34 protein-coding genes are annotated in these 23585 nt (G+C 34.5%); 9 read left to right on the forward strand and 25 right to left on the reverse strand.

The window, feature by feature from the left end; genetic code table 11:
• Positions 1 to 37 precede the first annotated feature (37 nt).
• The 6 genes from NEH74_RS04775 to NEH74_RS04800 all read right to left on the reverse strand — a co-directional run bounded on the left by NEH74_RS04775 (position 38) and on the right by NEH74_RS04800 (position 5719).
• The gene (locus NEH74_RS04775; RefSeq protein ID WP_262941129.1) at positions 38 to 229 is read right to left on the reverse strand and encodes a hypothetical protein; all 192 of its coding nucleotides are present in this window, start codon (positions 227 to 229) and stop codon (positions 38 to 40) included.
• Between the two features lie 12 nt (positions 230 to 241).
• Positions 242 to 763, reverse strand: coding sequence for a hypothetical protein (locus NEH74_RS04780; protein ID WP_262941130.1), 522 nt, complete (start codon positions 761 to 763; stop codon positions 242 to 244).
• A gap of 56 nt (positions 764 to 819) precedes the next feature.
• The gene (locus NEH74_RS04785) at positions 820 to 1593 is read right to left on the reverse strand and encodes a hypothetical protein (RefSeq protein WP_262941131.1); all 774 of its coding nucleotides are present in this window, start codon (positions 1591 to 1593) and stop codon (positions 820 to 822) included.
• Entirely contained in the window at positions 1586 to 1954 is a 369-nt protein-coding gene (locus NEH74_RS04790) for a hypothetical protein (RefSeq protein ID WP_262941132.1), read from the reverse strand. The genes NEH74_RS04785 and NEH74_RS04790 overlap by 8 nt, the downstream gene beginning before the upstream one ends.
• Positions 1902 to 3023: a hypothetical protein gene (locus NEH74_RS04795; protein ID WP_262941133.1), complete on the reverse strand. Its 1122-nt coding sequence runs from the start codon at positions 3021 to 3023 to the stop codon at positions 1902 to 1904. The genes NEH74_RS04790 and NEH74_RS04795 overlap by 53 nt, the downstream gene beginning before the upstream one ends.
• Positions 3024 to 5290: 2267 nt before the next feature.
• Entirely contained in the window at positions 5291 to 5719 is a 429-nt protein-coding gene (locus tag NEH74_RS04800; RefSeq protein ID WP_262941135.1) for a hypothetical protein, read from the reverse strand.
• Between the two features lie 1377 nt (positions 5720 to 7096).
• Here NEH74_RS04800 and NEH74_RS04805 point away from each other — a divergent pair.
• Positions 7097 to 7495 carry a hypothetical protein gene (locus NEH74_RS04805; RefSeq protein WP_262941136.1) on the forward strand — a complete coding sequence of 133 codons (399 nt, stop codon included), beginning with the start codon at positions 7097 to 7099 and terminating at the stop codon, positions 7493 to 7495.
• A 65-nt stretch (positions 7496 to 7560) separates the two neighbouring features.
• On the opposite strand, the gene NEH74_RS04810 is transcribed toward NEH74_RS04805, so the two are convergent.
• The 16 genes from NEH74_RS04810 to NEH74_RS04885 form a co-directional block, all read right to left on the reverse strand.
• Positions 7561 to 7821: a hypothetical protein gene (locus tag NEH74_RS04810; protein WP_262941137.1), complete on the reverse strand. Its 261-nt coding sequence runs from the start codon at positions 7819 to 7821 to the stop codon at positions 7561 to 7563.
• Between the two features lie 174 nt (positions 7822 to 7995).
• On the reverse strand, positions 7996 to 8430 hold the full coding sequence (locus tag NEH74_RS04815; RefSeq protein ID WP_262941138.1) for a hypothetical protein: 435 nt from the start codon (positions 8428 to 8430) through the stop codon (positions 7996 to 7998).
• Entirely contained in the window at positions 8420 to 8737 is a 318-nt protein-coding gene (locus tag NEH74_RS04820; RefSeq protein ID WP_262941139.1) for a MazG nucleotide pyrophosphohydrolase domain-containing protein, read from the reverse strand. The genes NEH74_RS04815 and NEH74_RS04820 overlap by 11 nt, the downstream gene beginning before the upstream one ends.
• A 13-nt stretch (positions 8738 to 8750) precedes the next feature.
• Positions 8751 to 8945: a hypothetical protein gene (locus tag NEH74_RS04825; protein WP_262941140.1), complete on the reverse strand. Its 195-nt coding sequence runs from the start codon at positions 8943 to 8945 to the stop codon at positions 8751 to 8753.
• A 60-nt stretch (positions 8946 to 9005) separates the two neighbouring features.
• Positions 9006 to 9200, reverse strand: coding sequence for a hypothetical protein (locus NEH74_RS04830; protein ID WP_262941141.1), 195 nt, complete (start codon positions 9198 to 9200; stop codon positions 9006 to 9008).
• A gap of 6 nt (positions 9201 to 9206) precedes the next feature.
• Positions 9207 to 10022, reverse strand: coding sequence for a phage regulatory protein/antirepressor Ant (locus NEH74_RS04835; RefSeq protein WP_262941142.1), 816 nt, complete (start codon positions 10020 to 10022; stop codon positions 9207 to 9209).
• A gap of 11 nt (positions 10023 to 10033) precedes the next feature.
• The gene (locus NEH74_RS04840; protein WP_262941143.1) at positions 10034 to 10528 is read right to left on the reverse strand and encodes a hypothetical protein; all 495 of its coding nucleotides are present in this window, start codon (positions 10526 to 10528) and stop codon (positions 10034 to 10036) included.
• A 335-nt stretch (positions 10529 to 10863) separates the two neighbouring features.
• Complete coding sequence (locus tag NEH74_RS04845) at positions 10864 to 11481, reverse strand: sigma factor (protein ID WP_262941144.1); 618 nt, start codon at positions 11479 to 11481, stop codon at positions 10864 to 10866.
• A gap of 18 nt (positions 11482 to 11499) precedes the next feature.
• The gene (locus tag NEH74_RS04850; protein ID WP_262941145.1) at positions 11500 to 11760 is read right to left on the reverse strand and encodes a hypothetical protein; all 261 of its coding nucleotides are present in this window, start codon (positions 11758 to 11760) and stop codon (positions 11500 to 11502) included.
• Between the two features lie 134 nt (positions 11761 to 11894).
• Positions 11895 to 12755 carry an ATP-binding protein gene (locus NEH74_RS04855; RefSeq protein WP_262941146.1) on the reverse strand — a complete coding sequence of 287 codons (861 nt, stop codon included), beginning with the start codon at positions 12753 to 12755 and terminating at the stop codon, positions 11895 to 11897.
• A 2-nt stretch (positions 12756 to 12757) separates the two neighbouring features.
• Positions 12758 to 13567, reverse strand: coding sequence for a DnaD domain protein (locus tag NEH74_RS04860; protein WP_262941147.1), 810 nt, complete (start codon positions 13565 to 13567; stop codon positions 12758 to 12760).
• An 11-nt stretch (positions 13568 to 13578) separates the two neighbouring features.
• Positions 13579 to 13965 (reverse strand): hypothetical protein, encoded by a 387-nt coding sequence (locus NEH74_RS04865; protein ID WP_262941148.1) that lies wholly within the window; start codon positions 13963 to 13965, stop codon positions 13579 to 13581.
• A gap of 19 nt (positions 13966 to 13984) precedes the next feature.
• Positions 13985 to 14338: a helix-turn-helix domain-containing protein gene (locus NEH74_RS04870; protein ID WP_262941149.1), complete on the reverse strand. Its 354-nt coding sequence runs from the start codon at positions 14336 to 14338 to the stop codon at positions 13985 to 13987.
• Positions 14325 to 14480 carry a hypothetical protein gene (locus NEH74_RS04875; protein WP_262941150.1) on the reverse strand — a complete coding sequence of 52 codons (156 nt, stop codon included), beginning with the start codon at positions 14478 to 14480 and terminating at the stop codon, positions 14325 to 14327. The genes NEH74_RS04870 and NEH74_RS04875 overlap by 14 nt, the downstream gene beginning before the upstream one ends.
• Before the next feature lie 97 nt (positions 14481 to 14577).
• A complete protein-coding gene (locus tag NEH74_RS04880; RefSeq protein WP_262941151.1) occupies positions 14578 to 15411 on the reverse strand; it encodes a hypothetical protein in 834 nt (277 codons plus the stop codon).
• 112 nt (positions 15412 to 15523) lie between these two features.
• A complete protein-coding gene (locus NEH74_RS04885) occupies positions 15524 to 15745 on the reverse strand; it encodes a DUF739 family protein (protein WP_262941152.1) in 222 nt (73 codons plus the stop codon).
• A 168-nt stretch (positions 15746 to 15913) separates the two neighbouring features.
• On the opposite strand from NEH74_RS04885, the gene NEH74_RS04890 reads away from it, so the two are divergent.
• The 8 genes from NEH74_RS04890 to NEH74_RS04925 all read left to right on the forward strand — a co-directional run bounded on the left by NEH74_RS04890 (position 15914) and on the right by NEH74_RS04925 (position 20455).
• Complete coding sequence (locus NEH74_RS04890) at positions 15914 to 16696, forward strand: helix-turn-helix domain-containing protein (RefSeq protein ID WP_262941154.1); 783 nt, start codon at positions 15914 to 15916, stop codon at positions 16694 to 16696.
• 77 nt (positions 16697 to 16773) lie between these two features.
• Positions 16774 to 17904 (forward strand): tyrosine-type recombinase/integrase, encoded by a 1131-nt coding sequence (locus NEH74_RS04895; RefSeq protein ID WP_262941155.1) that lies wholly within the window; start codon positions 16774 to 16776, stop codon positions 17902 to 17904.
• Between the two features lie 105 nt (positions 17905 to 18009).
• Positions 18010 to 18273, forward strand: coding sequence for a prepilin-type N-terminal cleavage/methylation domain-containing protein (locus NEH74_RS04900; protein ID WP_262941156.1), 264 nt, complete (start codon positions 18010 to 18012; stop codon positions 18271 to 18273).
• A complete protein-coding gene (locus tag NEH74_RS04905; RefSeq protein WP_055276255.1) occupies positions 18273 to 18722 on the forward strand; it encodes a prepilin-type N-terminal cleavage/methylation domain-containing protein in 450 nt (149 codons plus the stop codon). Before NEH74_RS04900 ends, NEH74_RS04905 begins: the two co-directional genes overlap by 1 nt.
• Positions 18709 to 19020, forward strand: coding sequence for a hypothetical protein (locus NEH74_RS04910; RefSeq protein WP_055305692.1), 312 nt, complete (start codon positions 18709 to 18711; stop codon positions 19018 to 19020). Before NEH74_RS04905 ends, NEH74_RS04910 begins: the two co-directional genes overlap by 14 nt.
• Complete coding sequence (locus NEH74_RS04915) at positions 18989 to 19576, forward strand: competence type IV pilus minor pilin ComGF (protein ID WP_055305693.1); 588 nt, start codon at positions 18989 to 18991, stop codon at positions 19574 to 19576. The genes NEH74_RS04910 and NEH74_RS04915 overlap by 32 nt, the downstream gene beginning before the upstream one ends.
• Positions 19566 to 19943 carry a hypothetical protein gene (locus tag NEH74_RS04920; RefSeq protein ID WP_055305694.1) on the forward strand — a complete coding sequence of 126 codons (378 nt, stop codon included), beginning with the start codon at positions 19566 to 19568 and terminating at the stop codon, positions 19941 to 19943. The genes NEH74_RS04915 and NEH74_RS04920 overlap by 11 nt, the downstream gene beginning before the upstream one ends.
• 11 nt (positions 19944 to 19954) lie before the next feature.
• A complete protein-coding gene (locus NEH74_RS04925) occupies positions 19955 to 20455 on the forward strand; it encodes a shikimate kinase (protein ID WP_055305695.1) in 501 nt (166 codons plus the stop codon).
• 76 nt (positions 20456 to 20531) lie between these two features.
• Here NEH74_RS04925 and NEH74_RS04930 read toward each other — a convergent pair whose 3' ends face one another.
• The 3 genes from NEH74_RS04930 to NEH74_RS04940 all read right to left on the reverse strand — a co-directional run bounded on the left by NEH74_RS04930 (position 20532) and on the right by NEH74_RS04940 (position 23329).
• Positions 20532 to 21158 (reverse strand): MBL fold metallo-hydrolase, encoded by a 627-nt coding sequence (locus NEH74_RS04930; protein ID WP_212723435.1) that lies wholly within the window; start codon positions 21156 to 21158, stop codon positions 20532 to 20534.
• A 57-nt stretch (positions 21159 to 21215) separates the two neighbouring features.
• The gene (locus tag NEH74_RS04935) at positions 21216 to 22157 is read right to left on the reverse strand and encodes an ROK family glucokinase (RefSeq protein WP_055242563.1); all 942 of its coding nucleotides are present in this window, start codon (positions 22155 to 22157) and stop codon (positions 21216 to 21218) included.
• A gap of 227 nt (positions 22158 to 22384) precedes the next feature.
• Positions 22385 to 23329, reverse strand: a complete 945-nt coding sequence (locus tag NEH74_RS04940) for an L-lactate dehydrogenase (protein WP_055242651.1) — start codon at positions 23327 to 23329, stop codon at positions 22385 to 22387.
• Between the last annotated feature and the right edge of the window lie 256 nt (positions 23330 to 23585).

The following is a 23585-nucleotide window of genomic DNA, read 5'->3' on the forward strand; positions in this document are numbered from 1 at the left end:
TATGATGAACCCTCTTTTTTCTCTTTTAAATTCAATATCACTGTTCTTCGTTATCATGCTTTTCAGCTGAAAAATTCGCTTGATGAATCATTCTAGCTCCTTCGTCTAGTCTAACCTTCATATTACCAAAATTACTTACTTCTGCTTTTTCAACTCCAGCTATAGATCCTATATCTTTTTTCATTAGTTTAGAAATATCAACAACCGCTTCTTTAGGATTATTACTCATATCATCACCTCCTTAACATGGAATAGCTAAATATAAAACTGTAAAAAGCATCATCACCGAAACACCATATACTGCATTACGGAAATTTTTCGCTCTTTCTTCATTTAGCGTACGGTGTTGAATTATTATATCTCTATACGTAAAAATAATTTTACACAATGCAATAATTCGAGGTTCCACCAGAAGAACCTCATTTATATCTTTCACCTCAAAATTATCATGCTTCTTTACGTTAATAACCTTAAATATATTAATCAGTGTCACTGCGATTCCTATATAAACAACTACTCCTGATATTATCTTAATTCCTCCGAAAAACACTACAGTACTATTCATCAAGCTCAAAACTTCAACAATTTTTACATTTTCTAAAATAAAAGCACAGAAAGCTGCTATTAATGCCAAAAGAAGGCCTGCCCGATTTTCAAAACTTTGTTTCTTATTACGCTCATTGTCATATTCACTCTTCACAATGTCAAAATACTCTTCTATAGCCGTTTGATTTTGATTTACTAAATCTTGCTCATTCTCCATTCTAACCACTCTCCTTACTTTCATTATCATTCATTACTTATAACAAAATTTAAACATTATCTCAATGTTTCCATAAGTTGCATAATCTTCTGTTCGTTTTTGTGATTACAATCTTTTAAAAATTGTTCATACGAAGCTCCCATGCGTACTCCGTTAATCTTTGCTTCTACTAGATCAAAAAAATTCAACTTTTCTTTAGAAATCTTTTCAAAATCATTCATATTAAATTCAATTATGCAAAAATTTGTATTATTTCTTAACTTTTCAATCAGATGAAATGTTCTTAAAAGCCCCTTAGCTTCTATCCAATATTCATCATCCCCTGTTATCCCTTCTGTTGTAAATAAAATTCCAAAATTACTTGAACAAGCAGTTAAAAGACCATAAAACTTGCCTATCCATGTAACACCAACTCTATCTTTATAATTTTTACATTCACAAATAAACATATCTATCGGAATTGGGATAATTCCCCTAGCGATCTTCGCATCCTCTAATATTTGTTTCCCACGCTTTGAAAATATCACAACTTGATCTACTTCATTTGTATCAGTTCGTATATTTCCGTGCATCTCAAAAAATGAAGTACTCTCGATAATAAATCGAACTACATTTTCTAATGCATCTCCCTTTTCTTTAGTTGTAACTCCAGTGGGATTATTCTTTCCTTTTATACCTCTATCATTTACCTTCCGTAATTCATCCAATACATTTTCGAAAGCTTCAAACTCAGCTTCAGACCACTGTATTATTTCTTTGTATGTTTCTACTGCTTTAGCACTTTCGCGAGAGTAATATTCTCTTGGGGTCATTCCTTTATTCTCAATCACTATTAATCACCATAAAAATCCGAATCGTATTATCCATAAAATTCAATTCTTTATTACAAATATCACAAACACTATACTTTTCAAATTCTCTTATATTTCTAATTATAATCCCCTCTTGATGACACCTTGAACACTTTATCTCGTAAACGACCTCTAAATATCCCATAGCCTTTATCAATTCCAGTATCTCGTATGCTTGTTCCATTTTCACATTTAATAACGACTTCCAATGACCGGGATAAATAATTTTATTATTTTTTAATAATTTTAGTTGAGTTGATAATACATTTAATTGATAATCAGTCAATTCATGTTCTTGCTTCAAGTTCTCTATAATACTTGTCCAAACACGCTTTTGCATACTCTATCAACTCCCTGTCATCAGATAAATTACCATCAATTTTAAATACAGAATACTCATAATTTTTATACGCATGTGTCATTTCTAAATGAAATCCTTTGTCTCTGAATCGAATTTGTACTTTAGGATAATCAGAGGTTTGCTCAATTTCCTCTATAAAATTACTCAATTCCTCTTTTATTCTCCTAGTTTCCTCGTTTACTTCAAATAAATAATCCCTTTCTCTTAGCCATTCTTTTAACTCACCTAATATAGGTATAGTAGGCTCTTCCTCACTATCCTTCTTAGCTTCTAAATAAGAAACAGTTCCATCTCTCTTCATTTTTTGAGCAGAAACTTTTATATTTTCCGAAAGGTGGACATTGTTATTCTGCAAATACTGAATATAATAAATAATAGCTTTAAAATCAATAGTCAATAAATTTATACCAATTAACTTTTCAAAATTCCTTTTAATAGTATCTAACATTACTGCATAAAAATCTTTTACAGGATTCTTATACTCTGATGCTACTGAATCAAAGTAAATACTGACTCGCTTTGAATTTAGCTCCATTACCACTAATACTACATATTTAATTTTATCTCCCTCTCTATTATCTAACGTGACTGAATACTTAAATAAAACTCTATCTTTCTCTAGATTAACTGTCGGAATCCAGCTTCCAGTCCTCCACATACAATCATACTTGTCGTTATCATGATAATATAATTGTATATGTGATGAATCGAATGAACTAATCATATCGATATCAAGATCTTCCTTATACTCAAAAATACATGCGTAACGATAGCCTTTAACAAATTCAAATTCCTCTACATATTTATATATTTTTGCATATAACCCCTCTTCCGCATGATCTAACAGATGACATAGTTTATTTCCTACTCCCTCTATCCCAGTTACATCAATACTTAATAAAGAGCCTTGCCCAGGTTTTATCTTACGTCTATCATTTATGACTCTATCATCCTTAGTCATATACTTTAATAATTTAGATTGAAGATAGACAGGATAGTGTTCTAAAACAGTATTAATCAACATTTTCTTATACTCTTGTAACTCCATAATCATTTCCCTTCCTAAAATATCTATACTAAGAATAAATTAATATGATATAATAAGAAGGTATTACTTAAAACTTACTATATCACTAAAGAAATCATCCATTTTGTCGAAGTATGATGATTTCTTTTATTTTACAATAAAATGTTTATTTTTACAAAAAAAGGTTTTATTTCTTTAAAAAGACGCTTTTAAACGTTCTCAAATATATGTTCGATACTATCATATAAAACTGATTTCCTAACTTTATAAAAAATAGAATAGTAAAGTCATAAATCTAGCAAATCCTTTTGGGATTTCAATGTTAAGTTATTGCATTTTGCACTAGTTTTTTTATATAAATTCCTTTATGAATTTTCATTTTGACAACTTTCGGCACCAAAAGTCTATTCTTGTTAATCTACTAAATTCTGTATTTTCTATGGGGAAGATCTCCCCTCTTTCATTCCACTCTCTTTCTCTCTCTAAGACGTTTTTTATTGCTCCCCTTAAAATTGTACTAATTAATCTAAAACAACTCATATAAGCGAGCTTTTGGCGATTTTTTTTATAAGGTATGCCTTTTAATAACTCACACATTAACTCTAAACACATACTCCCAATGTCTAATCAACTCTTTTGCCTCACTTTTAAAAAGGAAGCGGGAATTAAACTTCAATTTAGGTATCACGATGAACGATACTGAATCAATATCATTAAAGCTCGCCTTTAAAAGCGAGCTTTTTGAATATCAACGAAGCTGAAATTGACTTACTTAGGTTTTCCCCTTTAAAGAGGTAAACTCGCAAAAAGTCTTCCAGTAGTTCTCCACTCACCACAATTTTGTGGTCAGTTAATGATGTAGATCATGTCACATACTTTTAAAGTCGGTAATCTCGACAATAGGCATAGTGGCTTTAAACACAAAAAAGACCTGCAGTAACAGGTCTTAAAAATATATGAACGCTCTAATCAACTCAATTATAACATAAAATGGATGAGAGCAAACACACAATCAGATTTCCGGTAAAAGGACATACGAACACCTCTTCTAATAATTCCAGTTTAGAATTATTCAGCCGCTACAGGGTTCCGCTTGCTATGTCGCTATACGCCGCACGTATAACCGTTTTGTGTGGTGATTGTCACTCATCACCTTTTGGAGATCAAGTGTTTATATTTCAGCTGCGTAAAATATGCATATGCGAAATTCTAATGTCGATTTCGCCGACTTTAGAGAGATATAATCATTCAAAACGACCTCTTCAAAAGGGTCGTGATATACGAATTGGATTTATATATCCCTCAAAAGGACACCCGATTTCGGCTGTATACTCTACATACATCTGAATTTTTGGCTATAACCAGGAGTTAGAACTGAGTTTCAAATGTGCATGTTTTGCATAATTGAGTTGCCCTTTTTATGGGCATCTAAATGTTCGCTTCCCTTTTAAAAGGGGAGCTTTTTTTATTAACCACTCACGTTTATTTTTACGTCAGTTAGAATAAATACGTCTGATTTAGGGAGGGGGGGGGCTCGTGCGCGAGGCGTGTGTGTTACGAAACTCTCACACCAACGGTCTCTAAAAGCGTGTGTAATGTTTTCCTATGGGGGGAGTGCCTAAAAGTCGCTGATCTATACAACTTGGTGTCATTCCGGTCGATCCCTCACTTCGTTTCCGCCCTAAAAAAGCCTATTAGGGTAAAAATCTCATTTTCGGGAAAAAATTTACTTAAATCTCTCCCTTTTACACTGGTTACCCCTCTACTAAAAAAAGAGGATTACCCTCCCCATAATATACAAATCGCATTTTACGATTTCTAATATGAGTGCGATATAACCCCCTCGTGTTTCACGACCCCTTCACCCTAACGTTTCGTTAGCCCATATTCTTTTCCTTACACACTACCAAGGGCACAAACATTACTTGCTACCTTTTCTTAGACCTAAATTACATACTATGTAAATCAGCTTTAGATATCCTATTGAATTTTTAGCGACAGATTGCTATCATCCACCTGTTTTAGAAAACACATTCTTCGCGTGAATATGTTTCATCGGTAATTTTACTGCAACCTTTTGCAATGCAACCCCCTTATTTATGAACATCTTTTTGCATCCCCGGTTGCACCTCTATAAAATGGATATAAACACTGATACCACTTATATTTAGCGCCTCATTATTAAAAGAATAAAACTGCAACCTTTTAGGAAAGGCTCTGTTAGATTTCTGTGTTGTTATTATATATAAAAAAGACTTTAGAATACCTAAAGTCTTTTTTATAGTCTTTTAACCCCCATAATCTGCGGTTTTTATCTTCATTTGACCATCTTCATCTTCTAAGTAAAGATTCAATCTTGTTTGAAAGAGAACAGTATCTTTTTCTTTAGATGTAACATCTACATTTACCTCTGTCTTATACATACCTTCCACTAATTCTACTTTTGTCACGTCCCCCACATAGACTAATACTTCTTTCTGTCTCTCAGGTAAAGAAACCATAAAATACTCAACTAAACCTTCTTTAACATCACTATCTAATGTAAAATACGATTGTAAACTCTCCACCTGTGGATTATCAGTGAGTTCAATGTTACTTGTGTCACTAAAAAAACCAGATACAACTTTTTCAATAGAATTTACAGCATCTTTGTTCACATTCGAACACCCTGTTATTAATAGTGATAACATGGCAATAAACAAGAATATCTTTTTCATTATAAACCCACTCCCTATATTTGTTAATATTTAACATATTATCACAGAAAAATATATTTGTAAAATTTCACCACAAGGCGATAAAGTGTGTATGCATTTGAATTAATATCTTGAATAACTTCCTACTGTATCTGAAAGCGGAAATTTCCGTTCTCTAAAGCAAAATGTAAGGTTTTGTAAGGTTCTAAGTGAGGTTTTGTGAGGTAGTTTAACGTGGAATAGCTTGTCTAACCTCTCCGATCATCAACTACAATCCCGCTTCATAAATAGTTAGAGTCATAACCGAATCTTTGGTTTTGATACTGATGACCTTCAGCCTCCGAGCTTAGCGTCAACGGTGCGTATCGTTCGTGGTCGGTATTACCGACTGCGGATTTCCCCATAACCTTAGCATTCCTTAGTATTTCTCAATGTGTGATGTTAGCATTTGTTAGCATATAGCATTGAAAAATGCTACAATCCAAGCGATCTCTAACATGTTAAATATCTAGTTTTGTCTAGCTTCTCTTTGCAAATCATTCATCCCAATACTACATTAATGACTAGGTTTTACTAGGTTCGCACCTTTCCTTTCCCACTGCGATTTATAACGCTCTATCCCTTGTTTTTACCGTATTATTCGTTGCATACTTTTTAGTATTTTGTATGCACACAAAAAGCTCAAAAAGGGTGCATTAATAGTGCAAATAAAGTGCATGGATTCTCGCCAACAGTCGGCAATAACGACCATATAACTCCCAATAAAACTCTGATAAAATCTTAGGCTTCCTTAGGCAGTAATATCAACGTTTATAGGCATTCCACCTCACTAAAATCGGCAACATTTTGCAACATGCACCTTAACATTTCTTAACATGTTAAATGTCTATTCTGCGTAGCTTCTAACCTCTGTAATTCCTTGCTATTTCGGTACATATTTAGTTTGTATTTGGTTTATTTCCAACAATTTCTCACCCTTGATTCGTCGCTATTTTAAGCACACTAACACCATTGGAGTACTCCGTATTTTTATTGCAGTACTCCGTTAAAGTACTACATTGAAAAGACGCGTATTTCACAGTCATATCATCGTGTTCATACCATTTTTAATGTTAGGTTTTGCTAGGTTCTTGCGCTCCTTTTTACTCTAGCATTTCCTAGCATGTTCCTATAAAAAGATGACAACAATTTACCACACTCTCCCTTGCGTTTTAACCCGTTAAATCAACAGTTTTAGATTAAAGATACGTCATTTTTCCGTACCCATTCAAAGGGAGCGCTCCAATGGTGCGTTACCATTAAACAAAGGTAACGTTACTAATGAAAATTTCTTGATTCATTTGTCAATAAAAGAAGATTTTAGTATAATGTCCTCTGAAAATATTGGAGGTACGAGTCATGATTAAACTAATAACGATCATAAAAAAATATTTCTTTCTGATTACGATTATCTGTGTTTATATCTTAACAGAATTTTCACTTATTAGCCTAAACGCTTGGAAAGAGATCTCTCCCTCATTGCTTTGGAATATCCCTATTTTTCTAACTTACATCTTAGGCTATGGTGTCATGGGTGCTTGTTTTGGAGTGGATCATCTATTATCTGAAAGAAAAAAATCAGGAATGTGGCAAGTAAAGAAATACTCATTCTTTTTATTAGCCTTACCCACTTTTCTAATCGCAAATCTCCCTTGGGGACTTTGGTCTCCCTATCTAGGGACTGAACGCCATTGTGTGATTTTTAATATGCTGTTTGGATATCTGGCCACGAAATCTCTCTATAAAGTAAATGACTAATAAAAACACACTTCCTGTATCGATGGGAAGTGTGTTTTATTATATTTCTGTGAACCATTATAAAATTAAGTCACATTACTTTTAATCCATTGATAGGCCAATTCAAAATCCCTAAAAGTTCGTACCTTAATACTAAATCCTATTAAAATCCCGGCAATCCATTCTTGATTTCTAAACTCTATTGTAGCAACTTGGTCATCATCAACATATACTTTATACCCTGTTGGGAGTCCATTTTTCAACTCATAAACACTTAATTGAATCCCATCATTATAGGGATTGAAATATTTTTTTCTATTATGTGAAGTAGATAAATAAGTATCCATTTTATCCCCTCCTATAGAAACACTTCTTACAAATTTACCTATTTCACACTATTTGATAGCATATTTCTGCGAAAAAAATTGTCGTATTTTGTCTTGGTATTATAAAGATATGACAGAAAAGAACTCTATCCTATACCTATAAAGATTATTCTATTTCTATCACCCCTCAATACTTTACTTCGCCAAATAACATAGTAATTCTTCTGTTTCTTTCATCACCCTTCTAATCTTGCTATCAGACACTCCAAAATCACGTGCAATCTTACTGATACTATGTTTCTCAAGATAACGCCTCTTTAAATAAGAGATTCGATAGCGATCTTTATCCCCGATATGACTCATGAGAATCTCCGCACTTTCAATCTCAAACTTAGTCCATTGGATCTCATTATTGAGTCTTGCTCTCATCTCTTCACGATTATACATTCGTTCATCTAAACGATTATGCAAAGTTGTTTGTACCTTGTCTTGTCTAAAGTAGCTGGTATGAATGATATCATCATCTAATCGTGCAAATTGATATTCTAGCTCTTTTAACTTCTCTTGATTTCGCACGTACTTTTGAAAAAACATCTCTGCTGTCATTTCTTTGCCTCGTCTATCTCTCACCATGCTGCATCTTCATCTCCTTTTGTTGCTTAAGTCGTTGTTCAATTCTTGAACTTAATCTCACGATTTTCTGCTGCTTCATTCGCTCCACGACATGATGGCACTTATAAATATGTTTTAATTGCTCTAACATGACCTCCACATCTGCAATTTCCTCAGCTATGTTATCTTTACTGCCAAACCCACGCTTATCCTTTGAAATGGCTTGAGCCAATTCTCCCGCTTCCTCAAAATACATGAGAAGTTGAGTCTCTTTTCCAAACACCTCAACCGCTCGCTTACAAATATAACTTGCTTCTCCTTGCATCTCTCCTGACTCCTTACACTTGCCTAGATAACCTTTCATTCGCTTGAATTTTTAGACTCCAGAATCCAACCGCTAATAAAAACATCAAAAACCCTTGATGAATATCTTGAATCCAAACATAATAGAATCCCATCATTGTCAATAAACTCTGTCCGATTGTTCCTAATTTCGTTAATATAGTTAATCCTACTGTATGATGATTCTTCACTATCACTCGACTCCTTTATTCAGAAAGAGTGTAGTTTCCTACACCCCTTCGTTGCTCTTTTTATTTCTTTTGTAATTGTTCAGCAGTCGCACTCATGACTTTAGCAACTTTCCCTAAACCACCCGATACAATCCATAAAACCAAAGCTACACTCAAACAAACTAAAACGCCTAACTGATATCCAAAACAGTCGAAAATCCATCCTACTAAAGTCACTGATATCACTGAACTTAAAATATTTCTAGGCTTAACCATCAGCACCTACGCTCCCTTCTTGTGTTCGAATAAGAACTTCTTTAAAAAATATTGTTGTCCTTTCGGTGTTACCATGGTCACTTTATTAATCACCGGATTCCCATGATAATCCTTAGCGGGATCTTCTATCATTTTCAAAACCCCTAAATCAATCGCCCGTTGAGTGGGGAGATTACGACGTGGGCCGTTTTGTTTCACTAAATAACCATTAGCTCTTAACCAATCAAATAAACGATTTCTTCCTATATCCACTCCATTTTGACTAATAAGAGTTGCTAATTCTGCAATCGAAATGAGTGTCGAACATTCTCCAACTGCTTCTGCAAAAGCAACTTTAGGAGCCTGTTCTTCTATTTGCTCTTGCAGCTCCTTCGTTTCAATTTTAACCAACTGCTTACTAGCAGATACCCCCAGTTGTCCACCTTCGTAAATAGCAAGTAGCAAACTAGCTTTTTCATCGCGTTCTTGGATTGCTTTCTCCATTTGATTAAATCTTTCTACATACTTGGCTGTAAACAATATTCCTTTTTCACCTTGTTGCTTATTGCCCAATAATTCACAACCCATTTTGGTTACTAAGTAACATTTATATTCTCTTGTACCTGCTTTATAAGTTGATGGTATGAAATAATTTTGAGAGTGCAAGTTTGCACTTTCCAAAGTTGGGATTATTCCTACTACTTCATCTGTGCCTTCTATATCCCTTAACACATACTTATGTTCCTTTCCTAACATTTCAGCAACTTCTGTTGATGAGATTGTTTTGATCTCTGTTCGTTCGTGCCTTTGCGAGTAGAACGATGTCATGTTTAAATTATTCATTTCTTGCTCCTTTACTTTTCCTCACCTTGATACTTTAACTGTTGGTATTTCTCCACCGCTTCTTTTGTCATCATCCAACCATCCACTAAGTCAGACATAATCCCATACGATTCGTAGGTTACCACCTCTTCTAGGTTAATATCATCTAGCCATGTTACTTCTCCACTTGGATCCACATGATAAACCTCAATCGTTGCTTCACGATACCCTTCTACCTCTAGGACTCGTTGTTGGAACTTTAAATCCTTTCCTACCGCCATTGTCAATTTCCCATCTTCCATAAAAATGCACTTCACTTTATCGACATCCACACGACTTCGATACCAATTCAATGCAAAAGATTCTAAATCCTCAATCGATGTGAACTCTTTTTCAATTCCAAGACTCTCAATAAACACTTTTCCATCTCCACTCTCATGATAAACTTGCACGTCACATCCGATATCTACCGTATAGTCAAAAATAAACCCTTCGTGTGCTACTGTTAATGTTTGATATGTCATCATTATTTTCATTTCTCCTATCTCTCTTGAATTCATTTCTTTAATACTGTTTATTCCTCTATCACACTAGACACGCTTTGCGAGGCACTCATTAATTGCTATCAGAAAGCTTCTAATTTTAAGCAAGGTTCTCATATCATCTATCGATTGAACGAGTTCCACTAACTCTCGTTTGATTTCCTCCACGCTAACTCTCCTTTCTTTTTTGGAAATCAAGTCACCTTTTCACGAAATGAATTGCCATCCATTTGCCTATCCTGTATAATAGTAGATGACTCATTTCCAATATTTTAAAATCACTATTTGAGCATAAACATCCCGCTGTTTATGCTCTTTTTCTATGCACATTTTTCTGTGACATAATATTGTTTCAAAGACTCTCTCAATTTTTTCAATCGCCGACTTCCCGTCACTTGAGCGACTCCGTAGCGTTCACCTAATCGAACCAGTGCTTCTCCTGTTGTTAAGTGAAGATAAATGATTTTCTGTACTTCGGGTTCAAAATTCAATCGCTTCATTTCATCTTGAACAAACTCAAAAAACTCTTGATCCTCAACATCTCTAAAAGCATCATATCCTATCACTTCACTGATATTGGCTCCTGCTTCTGTTTCATCATCTAAACTAAAGGCAATCACCCCACATCTTTTTCTCCTCAAACGTTTTCGATACTCATGGCTCACACCAAACTTAACCGTATTGTAGAGATACGTGGTGAACGCATACCCTTTCGAAGCATCAAATTCCATAGCAGCTTTATATAACGAAAACTGGCATAAATTCATTAACTCATCCGGTTCTAAAAGATGGGTTTCAAAGACTTTCTTTTCCCTAACCATCTTCCAATAACAATCGTTAATCAATGATTTCATTGGATGAAGCAATTCTTCAAAACTAATCTGTCCCGCTTGATAATCTAACACTAACTGTTTCGTCTCTTGACTACTTAAACTCATTTCCACGCTCTCCAATCTTTAAACAATTTCATATGATCCTTTAATTTCTCTTCCACCAAACACTCGGTGATTCAACACATTCAAGTAATACCACTCCACCGCAAAACGCTCTAAATCGCCTTGACTCTTTAATCTCACGCTTGAGTCTACCTTCACCGTTTGTTTGATTTCTCCCTTCCATGCGATTTCCACAAAAGGTGTCACTAAATCACTCGTAAATAACACACCATTTACCATCGTTCTCACTAACAGAACACTCTCAATCTGAATACTTCCCACACTTAACCTCTCCTTTTTTATCTCACATAGTCTTAAAATCAATTCTTTCCTATCTTTTCCGAGTTTTAACTCCATTCAAGTGTTATGATAACCCCTCATCTCTAAATCCCCTTAAATCGACGAAAAATGCACATTTAAACTCCTAGTGTTAATTGTTGATCTTTAAGGCGATAATTTTTCCCTTCACCACGTTCAATCTCAAATAGATATTGTTCTGTTGCCCGTTGGTAAATTCGACTCGCCATCGCTTCATCTAATTGTGCTAAATCGCTCATATACCATTCACTTGAAATAATCGTGACTAGATTGTGATTATAACGATGGTTAATAATCTGAAACCCAATATCTCGCTCATAATCGGTAATTTTGCCTTTGAATAGATCATCAATATAAAGAACCTCAGCGTTTAAATAAGCGGTGTAGTATTCATTTCGTTGTTCGTCGTATTTCATATGTCTCAACACGTTCATAAACTCGCCCCAAATGAGATACTTCACCACATGACCCGTTTTTAAGAGTTGATTACAAATCGCACTACATAGCATTGTTTTCCCGCTACCCGATTGTCCTAATAAGGCAAACCACTCTTTTTTAGCATGATACAAGTAATGAGCGGTCATGTCTTTCATGGCTTTTTGATAGTCCGTTTCTGCTTTAAAATCTTTCACTCGATAGTTCAGTAATGCACCTAGTCCACTCTTTTCCACGTTGGCTAGGTTCTTTTTATTTTCTAAACAACTACAAGCCTTCCACCAAACTTGACGTGTTTCTTTTTTGTAGGTTGCGATTCCGCCTTTATTCCCACAAATCGGACAATCATAAGCACCACTTGGTTTATACGTTCGCTGAGCATCAATCTCAATCAACACTTCGTCTGCGGTCTTTCCACCGTAAATATCTCCATTTGGACTATTTAACTTTGCCATACGCTCGACATACTCTAATGCTTCTTTATCACTGGCTAGTTGTTCAGCAACTTCGATAAACTTTCCCATCGTTACCCCCTTCTAACATTTCCAAAACGAGGAGTCACTTCTGACTTAATCAGGGTGGAAGCGGGAAACTGATGTCGTCTTCGTTGATACTCTGACTCTAGAGCCTGAACTTGTTCAAGCGTTCTAATGTTTTTGTTGTACCACTCTCGCATAATGGTTTCTGCATAAGAGAAACTTCTCGATCCATTCATCAGTGTTTTAGTTAAGGCTTCTTTGACTAACTCCTCTCCTAAATCTTTCACCCATCCACCTAACTTCTCACCAACCAAAGGACTTAAGACTCCAAAATTTTGTTGATAAAACTGATAGATGTTATCTACTACTGTTTGACTTTTTTCGCCCCTATTACTCATGTTATTTAGAGTATCTTGTAGTAGTAGACTATTATCACTTGTATTATTAAATGTATTATTAAACTCTGTATTATTATCCTTGGTGTTTTCACCAATAGGGGTATTGGTATTTTCAACGGGAGGATTTGGTGTTTTCACCGATAAGGTATTGGTATTTTCAACGATAGGGTGCCTATATCCAATGAGTGTATTTAGCACTCGTTTATCAATTTCTTTCGAACCTTCTTTATAAGTCATAGTCGATGTTAAGTAACCTTTTTTACATAACCCGCTGATTAACCTAGACACTCTATCTTTACTAATTTTTAAGAACTTAGCGAAATACTCATTACTCGCAAAACATCCTGATTCATTATCTAAGCTATCAATTTCCACTAACAATACCTTTTCAGTAATACTTAAATCTTCATTCAACCAAATCTCTCTTGGAATCCAAATTCCTTTAAAATCACGATTCATACTCCCACCACCTATAAACTACGACATTGAATGATTTTCTTTAATAACCATACACAAGATTCTGAATCACCTTGTTCAAGTAACTCGTTGGCGATTAGTCCTACAACTTCTGTTAAGTGTTTGTTTTCTTCTCTAATCGCACTCGGAAGTAATAACGTATAATCTGAACTTTTTCTTAATCCTACTTCATAGCCATAACGATAAGCATTCTCCCGCATTTCTTCTAACTCTCGAATACGTTGCTCTAAAGGATTAGTACGGTGATTAGCAAAATCAATTACAAATTTCTTAAAAGAAGTTTCTGTCACCACCAACTCATCTGAAGCCACCCACATTAACTGACGACCTTTTGTTAATTTCATAAATCCTTGATTGAATAATTCTTTTAATCGACTCATTTCTCTTATCCTCCCGCTACTAAGCTAATACTTTCTTTACAGTTTCTAATTTATTTTTTAACACTTGGTTATCTTGCTTTAAGCGTTGAACCAGTTCGTCATAGTCATTTTCAATGTTTGCCACTTCTAAACTCTGTAGATCAATCCGCTTAAACATAAAATTACGTGTAAATTCATCTAAGGCCCAACGAGGATAACAACGTTTACTACCTAACTCCAAATAACAGATATATCCCGCTTGAGTTAAGGCAATCAGGGTATTTCTACCGATTCCTAATAACTCTCTTGCTTCCTCAAATGTCAACATCAGCTTATCCGCTACTAATACCCTTTGTTGACGTTTCACTTCTTCATTTAAATCAATCGTTGGCACGTTCGTTCACTTCCTTCGGTTTTTGATTCGATAATCTCATGATTAAATCTTTAACCACCTCATAGACTGTAGGTTGTGTTTGTTTCAATTCATAAATGGTATTGATGATTTCTTTTTTCTGTTCAAAGCTTAATTGACTCATTTCCCTACCTCTTTTCCTCTTTTTTCGCTTTTAATCTATGTTTCGACATTCGTATAGCCACTCATAGCAAAACATCTTATAGGCGATAAAAACACACTTAAAAGCCATTAGTCTTTTTATGGATGGTGACAGAACCCCCACTTTTTAACTTCATAACTTTCCCATGACGTTCATATTTACTTTGGATATCCTCCTCAAATGTCATAACGACTCCATGCTCCGTTTGTAGCGGGACTAATTTCTTCCCGTTTTCCTTTGCGTGTTCTTCTAAAACCTCCGTCATAAGACATCTTCCTGTCTGTTCTTCGTAATCATGCGTTCTACGGATCATTTCCTCCATACACGCTTGAAAGACAGGCATTTCCCAAATCTCACAATCAATCCACCATTCTGCCCTTTGTTTGTTCCACTGATACTCCGTATGATGCATGACAAGATCAATAAACCTTACCTCTTCGATTGATGAAAGTTTCTCCATTTCCATTAGAGTTTTAATAATTTCTCGTGCCTTATCTACGCCACCACCAAGTAACTGTATCTTTTGGTGAGTACTTAGATGGTTGTCACCTAACTGGACCATATCGAACATACCACACTCTAAAACTTTGATATTCTCCTCTGTTCCCGCTACTAAGTTCTCTAACTCTCTCAAGGTTGCATAATGAGTTGATAGTTCTTTTTTTAAAGTAAATAACGAATTACAGTTGAAGATTTTGTTGTTATCTTTCAAGAGTTGAGCTTTTTCACCCTCTAACGTTTCAATGTTTTCTTGTGTAGCTTTAATCTGTTGTCTCCACTGATCCATCTCTTGATAACGTAACTTTAACCTCAATTTGAGTGTCACAAACAAATTACGATATGCCTTTGATTGAGTTAATTGGTACGCTTCATACCCTCTCGATTGAGAGATATTTAATTTAATTTGACTCATTTCCTTTTCCTCCTAATTTTACAAGTAATACAACTCTAATTTTCTTTAATCAAAAACAATAAATTGCGTTTTCGCAAGTTTTTTATCAAAAAAAGAAATATCAAACTTTATCTCATTGCGTTTTCGCAAGTTTTTTATCAAAAAAAATTTTTAATATTTCATCTTCATTTAAACACAATCTAGAACTTAACTCCTTTGCTTCGTCAATACTAAATTTCGTTTTTCCATTAATTTTAGCTGTAAACGTCGTCTCACTAACCCCTAAAAAATTAGCCATTTTTTTATAAGTAAAACCACACTCGACAATTTTCCCCTTTAATTTATTTTTATTCATAATACACCTCCTTTTACTTGCGTTTTCGCAAGTTTATAATGCTATATTACACTTATTTTTTTGTTTTTTCAACCTTTTTCGCAAGTTTTTTATTTTTTAACTTAATTTTTCTTGCGTATCACATCAGTTAACTGTATGATACTATTAGCGGAAAAAGGAGGAGAAGTTATGACATCCGATGCAAATAAAACAATAGGAAAGAGGCTATACACGGCAAGAAGAAGAAAAAAACTATCTCGAGCAAAAGTAGCTGAATTAATGGGAGTTCACGAAACTACAGTCAAAAGATACGAGGATGGAGAAGTGAAGTCGCTTGATGTAGAAAAATTAAAAGATTTTTCAAAAATATTGAACATTCCTTTAGAGCAGTTAATCGAAATTATTGACGGTTCTTATATCTTTGAAGATAATAGTAACGATAAAAACACATTTGCATTACGCTTGTACGATGAAGTTAATTTTTTAGGAAACACTACTCTAAAAGAAAGAACAGCAGAATTAGACTTAAAATATCCAAATCCTAACGAAAAGTTTCAATTCATTGTTTCTCTAGATAATGAAATAATTGAGCTTCGATATCGTACAGAGTTTGTTAATCCCTATTTTTTGATAATCCCAGATATAGAATTAGTTGGAGTCCGTATCCGCGATAATGGTATAGATAAAATAGCACCTCATGGGATGTATGCTATAGTAGAGATTTTCGGAAATATTGGAGATGAAAAAATCTTGGAAAATGGTAATCTGATTATGACTATCGATAAAAATAACAAAGTCATTTTTAGACATTATTCTAAACACGGAGATACAATTGTTCTAACTCCCAACAGTACCGATAAAACGATACAACCAATAGTATTTTTTGAAGAAGAAATCAAACAATTTAGGTTATTAGGAAGAGTCCAAGGATTTATAACAGCATTACAAGAATATGTGAGCGAAATTGAATAATAAAAACAGGATAAAGCAATTACTTCAAAAGAATCGCTCTATCCTGTTTTCTAAAGATATAAAATTGAGGTGATAACATGAAAGGATCAGTACGCAAACGTGGTGAGAAGTGGAGCTACTACTTCACCTATAAGCAAGACGGAAAATATAAGAAAAAAGAAAAAGGTGGCTTTGCTACCAAAAGAGAAGCTGAAGCTGCTCTAAGGGAAGCATTGCACCTTTACGATAAAAATAATATAGTTAAACAATTTAATTCTTACACCCTCTATGATTATATCATTTACTGGTTAGATAACGAAGGAGCAAAACGATTAAAATCCAAATCGGTAGAGCTTTATAGCTCCGTTACTGAACAGCATATAAAAAAGGAAATAGGCTACTTAAAACTAACTGACATTAATCATGTTATTCTTTATAAATTTTTAACCAAGAAACAAGAACTTTATTCCTCTTCTTATGTTGGCAGTATAAAAAACATCCTAAATAATATTTTCAATGCTGCTATTCGTGATGGAATTATTCACTTCAACCCAATGAGTACAGTTAAGTTAAATTCCAAAGCTTATAGCTCGAAGCGGGTACAAGATAAAAAAGCTTTAACTAAAGATGAAATTGATACTTTATTGGATATCTCTAAAGGCACTAGGTATTATTTACCGATTCTCATTTCATTACAAATGGGATTACGTCGTAGTGAAGTATTAGGCCTTACATGGGATAATATTGATTTCAAAAAGAAAACATTAACTGTCGATAAAATTTTAACAGATAGCAAAACAAAAGGGTTATTATTGACGAGTCCTAAAACAGAGTCCAGTGTACGAACATTAAAGATGACAAAAGAGATTATAGACACATTGAAACTCTATAAAGATCATCAAAAAGAAATGCAAAAAATCTATGGTGATTACTACTATAGCCAAGCAGATTTTGTTTATTGTAGAGATGATGGAAGTCCAATATCGCCTAATAATAGTTTTACATCATCTTTTAGGCACTTTATAAACAAACATGTTCCTTTCGCTGTTAGATTCCATGATTTACGCCATACACACGCTACACTACTATTAGAAGCGGGAGTAAATCCTAAAGTTATCCAAGAACGTTTAGGTCATGCTAATATTAATACTACATTGAATATCTACAGTCATGTAACCAAAGAAATGGAAGATGATTCAGTTGATAAATTTGAAAAACTTCTTAGTTAGAAATAGCACTTTTGCCACCAACAAAAATTTATAGTGGCAAATTGGTGGCAAATAGCCATTTTTACACCTTTATAAAGAAAATAGAATATCGTAATACCAACGTTTATTTATGATTGGTTTTTATTTTTCACTTTAATTGAAATGCTTATTGTCATGATTATCGTTGGAATATTAGTGGTACTAGCATTCCCACAGGCAAGTGCTGCCCTTACAAAAGCTAATGAAACAGGATGCGAAGCTTTCCAATCATCAGTGAGGGCTAAACAAACCTCAAATAAACTTTTAGGACTTAGTACTAATGAGGGGATTAATGAAGCTGATGGAAAAAAAGTCTGTGGTAATGATTATACTATTCCCGATTTTGAATAATGTTTAACAATCAAAAAGCATTTACTCTCATTGAAGCCCTTCTGGCTCTAACTATCACAGGAATAATTTATCTTTTGAGTGCCCCAACTTTCATCAAGCTTTATGATCATATGAAGCTCAATCAAGCCACTTCAGTCCTTCAATCAGATTTGCATTATGTCAGAGAGTATAATATGATGCCCATTCAAGGCAGCACTTTATCCATTCGAATCTTTCATAAACAAAACTATTATGTCATCATTCAAAATAACTCCAAAATAAAAATAAAGCGTCAATTTCCACCAGGCATTAGTATTCCATCTGTGAGTGCTAATACGACGGACCTCACCTTTAATAACCTCGGTCATGTCTCGAATGGGAAGACAATAACCATTCAAAGTGAACATTTCAAAAAAAATATTGTTTTTTCGATTGGAACAGGAGGAATCGATATTCGTGAAGCCAATTAATCAGCAGGGATATATCCTCACAGAATGTCTCATTGGACTTATTATCTTAACCACAATCGGAATCACGCTAGTCAAAACCCTCCCCACTTTGCTTCAAATCCAACAACAACTTGAAATAGAACAAGCCATCTACTATAAACTTTACGAACTTAAAGATCAATCATTCTTTTATCAAACTGCCTATGACTTTCCTCTAGAGTTTGTTAACCCTATTTCATATACCGTCATCCAAAAAGATGCTAAACTTTGCGCAACGTATAAACGAGGTGATTTTACTGATAAAACGATCTGTTTTTAAACTTTCTAATCACGGCTTTCTACTCGTTGAACATCTCATCGCATTGTCCATCACCGCCTTACTCGTTCTCTTAATAACCCAACTCCTTCCACTCATTAACTTCTATCAAGCCGATCTAAATCAAGTCACGCAACAAGAAATTAGTGTACTTCGCACTCAACTTCAAAAGGAAGCCAAACGTGCGAATCATTTTTCCAATACGTCCTCTCAATTTCAAATTCACTTAGCCAACGGAACCGTCCCAACCTATTACATCTCCAATCATCGTCTCATGCGTCAAGTAGGGGGAAAAGGAGGGGAAGTCGCTCTCTATCACTGTGACAAACTTACCACTACCCTTCATCATAACCAATCGGTTACCCTCACTTTACACACCTCAAATGGTAATCAATATACCATTTACCTCTCCTCGTCTTTATTCCCGTTACAATTGATACAATCATATGAAACAACCTCTGAGGAGTTAAATGAAGAAAACTTAAATGATACCATACAGGATGAGTTAGATGAAGCACAATTAATTGAAATTTTACAGGAGGGGTTAGATGAAGAATGAACAAGGGATGATTCTTCCATTGACATTGGCTATCAGTTTTATTATCGCCCTTCTCCTACTCCATTTCGCTTATCGAATCGAAAACCAGGTTCGGACTTATGAACTCGAGCAACAGCATTTCATACTATCCATCCTTGAAAAAGAATGTCTAGCGACTATCATAGATGAATTATCTGATGCTAATTTTACCCCAAGCAATAACATGCCATCAAAAAAAATTACCTTACACAACGGAACCACAGCTATTTTTACGTATTCAAATGGATATGAAAAACTTGATGTGACCTATAAATTTCTTTATAATGAATATTTAGGACAAGGAACTGTTGAATACAATAAAAAGCAACAAACATATCTTTTAAAATAGAGGTGAGATGCATGAGGCCAATCGTCTTAATTGGGATGATGGGAAGTGGAAAAACAACTATTGGGAAAAAATTAGCAATGGACTTAAATTTATCGTGGGTTGATACCGATTTGTATATTGAAAACACAAAACACCAAAGCATTTCTTCCATTTTCGAAACACAAGGTGAATCTTATTTTCGTGATTGTGAAACAAATGCCCTACAACAACTAATCAATCATCCAGGCGTAATCTCTACCGGAGGTGGTATCATCGTTCGTCAAGAAAATCGCCAACTATTAACTGAACACACACTAGTTATTTTTTTAGAAACTGAGATTACCACACTAATAAAACGACTTGATATTAATAATCGTCCTTTGTTACAAAATGAGATGATCGAAACCAAACTAACTTCTTTATATAAAGCGCGTGAAAACTTTTATCGTGACTGCGCCCATATAACGGTTAAGACGGATCACTTAACTGTAGCAGAGGTGGTTGAACAAATTAAAAATCAAATGAATCAATAAAAGAAGGAGATTAATCCTTCTTTTATTATGTTCTGAGTATAAAAAAAGTCATGTAATCAAACGATTACATGACGTTCTAAGCTAAAAATGGATTATGTTTTGATTCTTCCTCAATTGTTGTACATTCTCCGTGCCCTGGATAAACAAGTGTCTGTCCTGGCAACGTTAATAATTTACGTCTAATCCCTGTCACTAATTGCTCATGATTTCCGTAAATAAAGTCAGTACGTCCGATTGACTGCTTAAATAATGTATCTCCTGTAAAGACCATCTCATCTTCTTCAAAATAATAGCATAAGCTTCCTGTTGTATGACCTGGAACATGAAAAACTTTTATTTTTGTTTCTAAACACTCAATGCTCTCTTCATCACTTACAAAACGATACTCAAAATCAGGATTTAAAATGAGACGCTCATAAATCATCGGCGATAAATTCACTTCAGGTTTCTCAAAATATTCTTTTTCCTTTTTATGCGCGTAAATTGGCACTTGATATTTTTCTACTAACTCATTTACTGCACCAATATGATCAAAATGTCCATGTGTTAAAAAAATCGCCTCTAATTTTAATTTTTTCATTCCTAAATATTGAATAATTTGATTAGCATTAGCCGCTGGATCAACAACAACTGCTCTTTCATGATTTGAAATGATATAACAAGACGTTTGTACAGGTCCTAAAACTAATGGATAGACTTTCACACTCATCACCTCTAATACGACTTAAAGCACCCTCAAAAAGGGTGCTTTTTTATTTCATTAAACTGTTTTTGCTAAATAAGCTGAACCAACGATTCCAGCGTCGTTTCCTAACTCGGCTAAAACGAACTCTGTTTGGCGAACTGCACTAAATGCATAGTTTTGATAATGTTTCACGATTGTATCAATTAAGATATCTCCTGCTTTAGAGACTCCACCACCGATGATAATTTTTTGTGGATCTGTCGTTGCAGCTAAGTTAGCAGCTGCTAAACCGATATAACGCCCTAATTGATCAACCATTTTTAATCCAACTGCATCTCCTGCTTTAGCTGCATCAAAAACATCTTTTGCTTCGATTTTTTCTAAGCTACGTAATGAAGAAGCTTCATCACATGCTGCTAAGTACTTTTCAGTTTCACGAACAATTCCTGTCGCTGATGCTACTGTTTCTAAGCATCCTTTTTTACCACAGTTACATTGATTTCCATCCTCTAATACAACAGCTAAATGTCCGATTTCTCCACCAGCACCATGAACACCGGCAACGACTTTACCATCTACGATAACTCCGCCACCAACACCAGTTCCTAAAGTGAACATAATGGCATCATGTGAACCTGCTGCAGCTCCTAACCATAACTCACCTAATGCCGCAACATTCGCGTCATTTCCGACTGCTACTGGAACTTTAACTAATGATTCTAACTCAGATTTAACATCACGCTCTGACCATCCTAAGTTAACAGCAACTTTAACAACTCCATTGTTATCAACTGGACCTGGAACACCTACTCCAACTCCTTCAACTTCTTCAATTTGAATTCCTTTTTCTTCACATTTTGCTTGGATTGTTTCTGCAATATTAGCAATAATATGATCCCCATTATCCGCTTTATTTGTAACAATTTCCCACGACTCTAGCACTTCACCTTTTGATGAGAATAAACCACATTTAATTGTCGTCCCACCAACATCAATTCCAAATACATACTTGTTCATTTTCAAAATTCCTCCTTATATTTCCTATCTAATCGGTCAAGTGAAATCAAACGCTTTCTTGTACCGTCTTTTTAATCTTATCAAAATCTTTTCTCATACATTTTATCATAATCTCATTATAATAAAAAGCTGTAAACCCTTTAATTTTATAATATTAACCGGTTACATATTAATTAAAATATATGAAAAAGCACTGTGCTTTGCACAGTGCTTACAGAAAAAAGAAATTATTTAACAGTTGCTAAAGTTTCTTTTAATACATTAACTGATTTAGTTAATTTTTCTTTTTCTTCTTCAGTGATGTTTAATTCAAATACTTCACGAACTCCGTTACGGTTGATGATTGCAGGAACTCCTACGAATACATCATTTTGTCCGTATTGTCCGTTTAAGTAAGCTGAAACTGATAAACAGCTGTTTTCGTCGCTTAAGATAGCTTTAACGATACGAGTTAATGCCATACCGATTCCGTAATAAGTTGCACGTTTACGTTCAATGATGTGATATGCAGCATCACGTACGTTTACGTAGATTTGCTCTAAATCTTCTTTGTTGAATTTTGGATTTTTCGCAACAACGTCTAAGATTGGTTGAACACCAACTGTTGTATGAGACCATAATGGGAACTCAGTATCTCCGTGCTCACCAACGATGTATCCATGAACGTTACGTGGGTCAACATTTAAGTATTTTCCGATTTCATAACGTAAACGAGCAGTATCTAAAGTTGTTCCTGATCCGATTACACGATGACGTGGTAACCCTGATTCTTGCCATGCAACGTAAGTTAATACGTCTACTGGGTTACTTGCAATAACGAAGATTCCGTTGAATCCTGATTTCATAACTTCGCGAACGATTCCACGCATGATTTTTGCGTTTTTCTCAACTAAGTCTAAACGAGTTTCCCCTGGAGCTTGAGCAGCACCTGCAGTGATAACTACAACATCTGCAGTTTTGCAGTCTTCATATGTTCCAGCCCAGATATCCATTTTATTTGGGGCGAATGCTAAACCATGAGATAAATCCATTGCTTCCCCTTCAGCTTTATCTTTGTTTACGTCGACTAAAACGAATTCTTCTAATCCACCTTGATTTAACATTGAGTAAGCGAAACTCATTCCTACGAATCCAGTTCCAACTAAAACAACACGTCTTACACCTGTTTGCATTACTGTCACCTCTAATATATGTTTTTTTGACACACTAATTTGCATACAACTTCCACTAACTCCAACAGCTTCCATATTTGTGCTAATAACAAATGTGTCCTTAATTCATTTTTATTATATACCATAATACATTTTTTCACAAACAATATTAATCGAAAATTGTAAAAAAAGCGCTTTTTTAATAAAACGAAAACATTATTAACGTTTTCACAAACTTATTTCATCTAAGATTTCAAGGTTCTATAATATTTGGTGT

The organism is Turicibacter sp. GALT-G1, from assembly GCF_025594995.1.
In the GTDB taxonomy this organism is placed as follows: Bacteria; Bacillota_I; Bacilli_A; order MOL361; family Turicibacteraceae; genus Turicibacter; species Turicibacter bilis.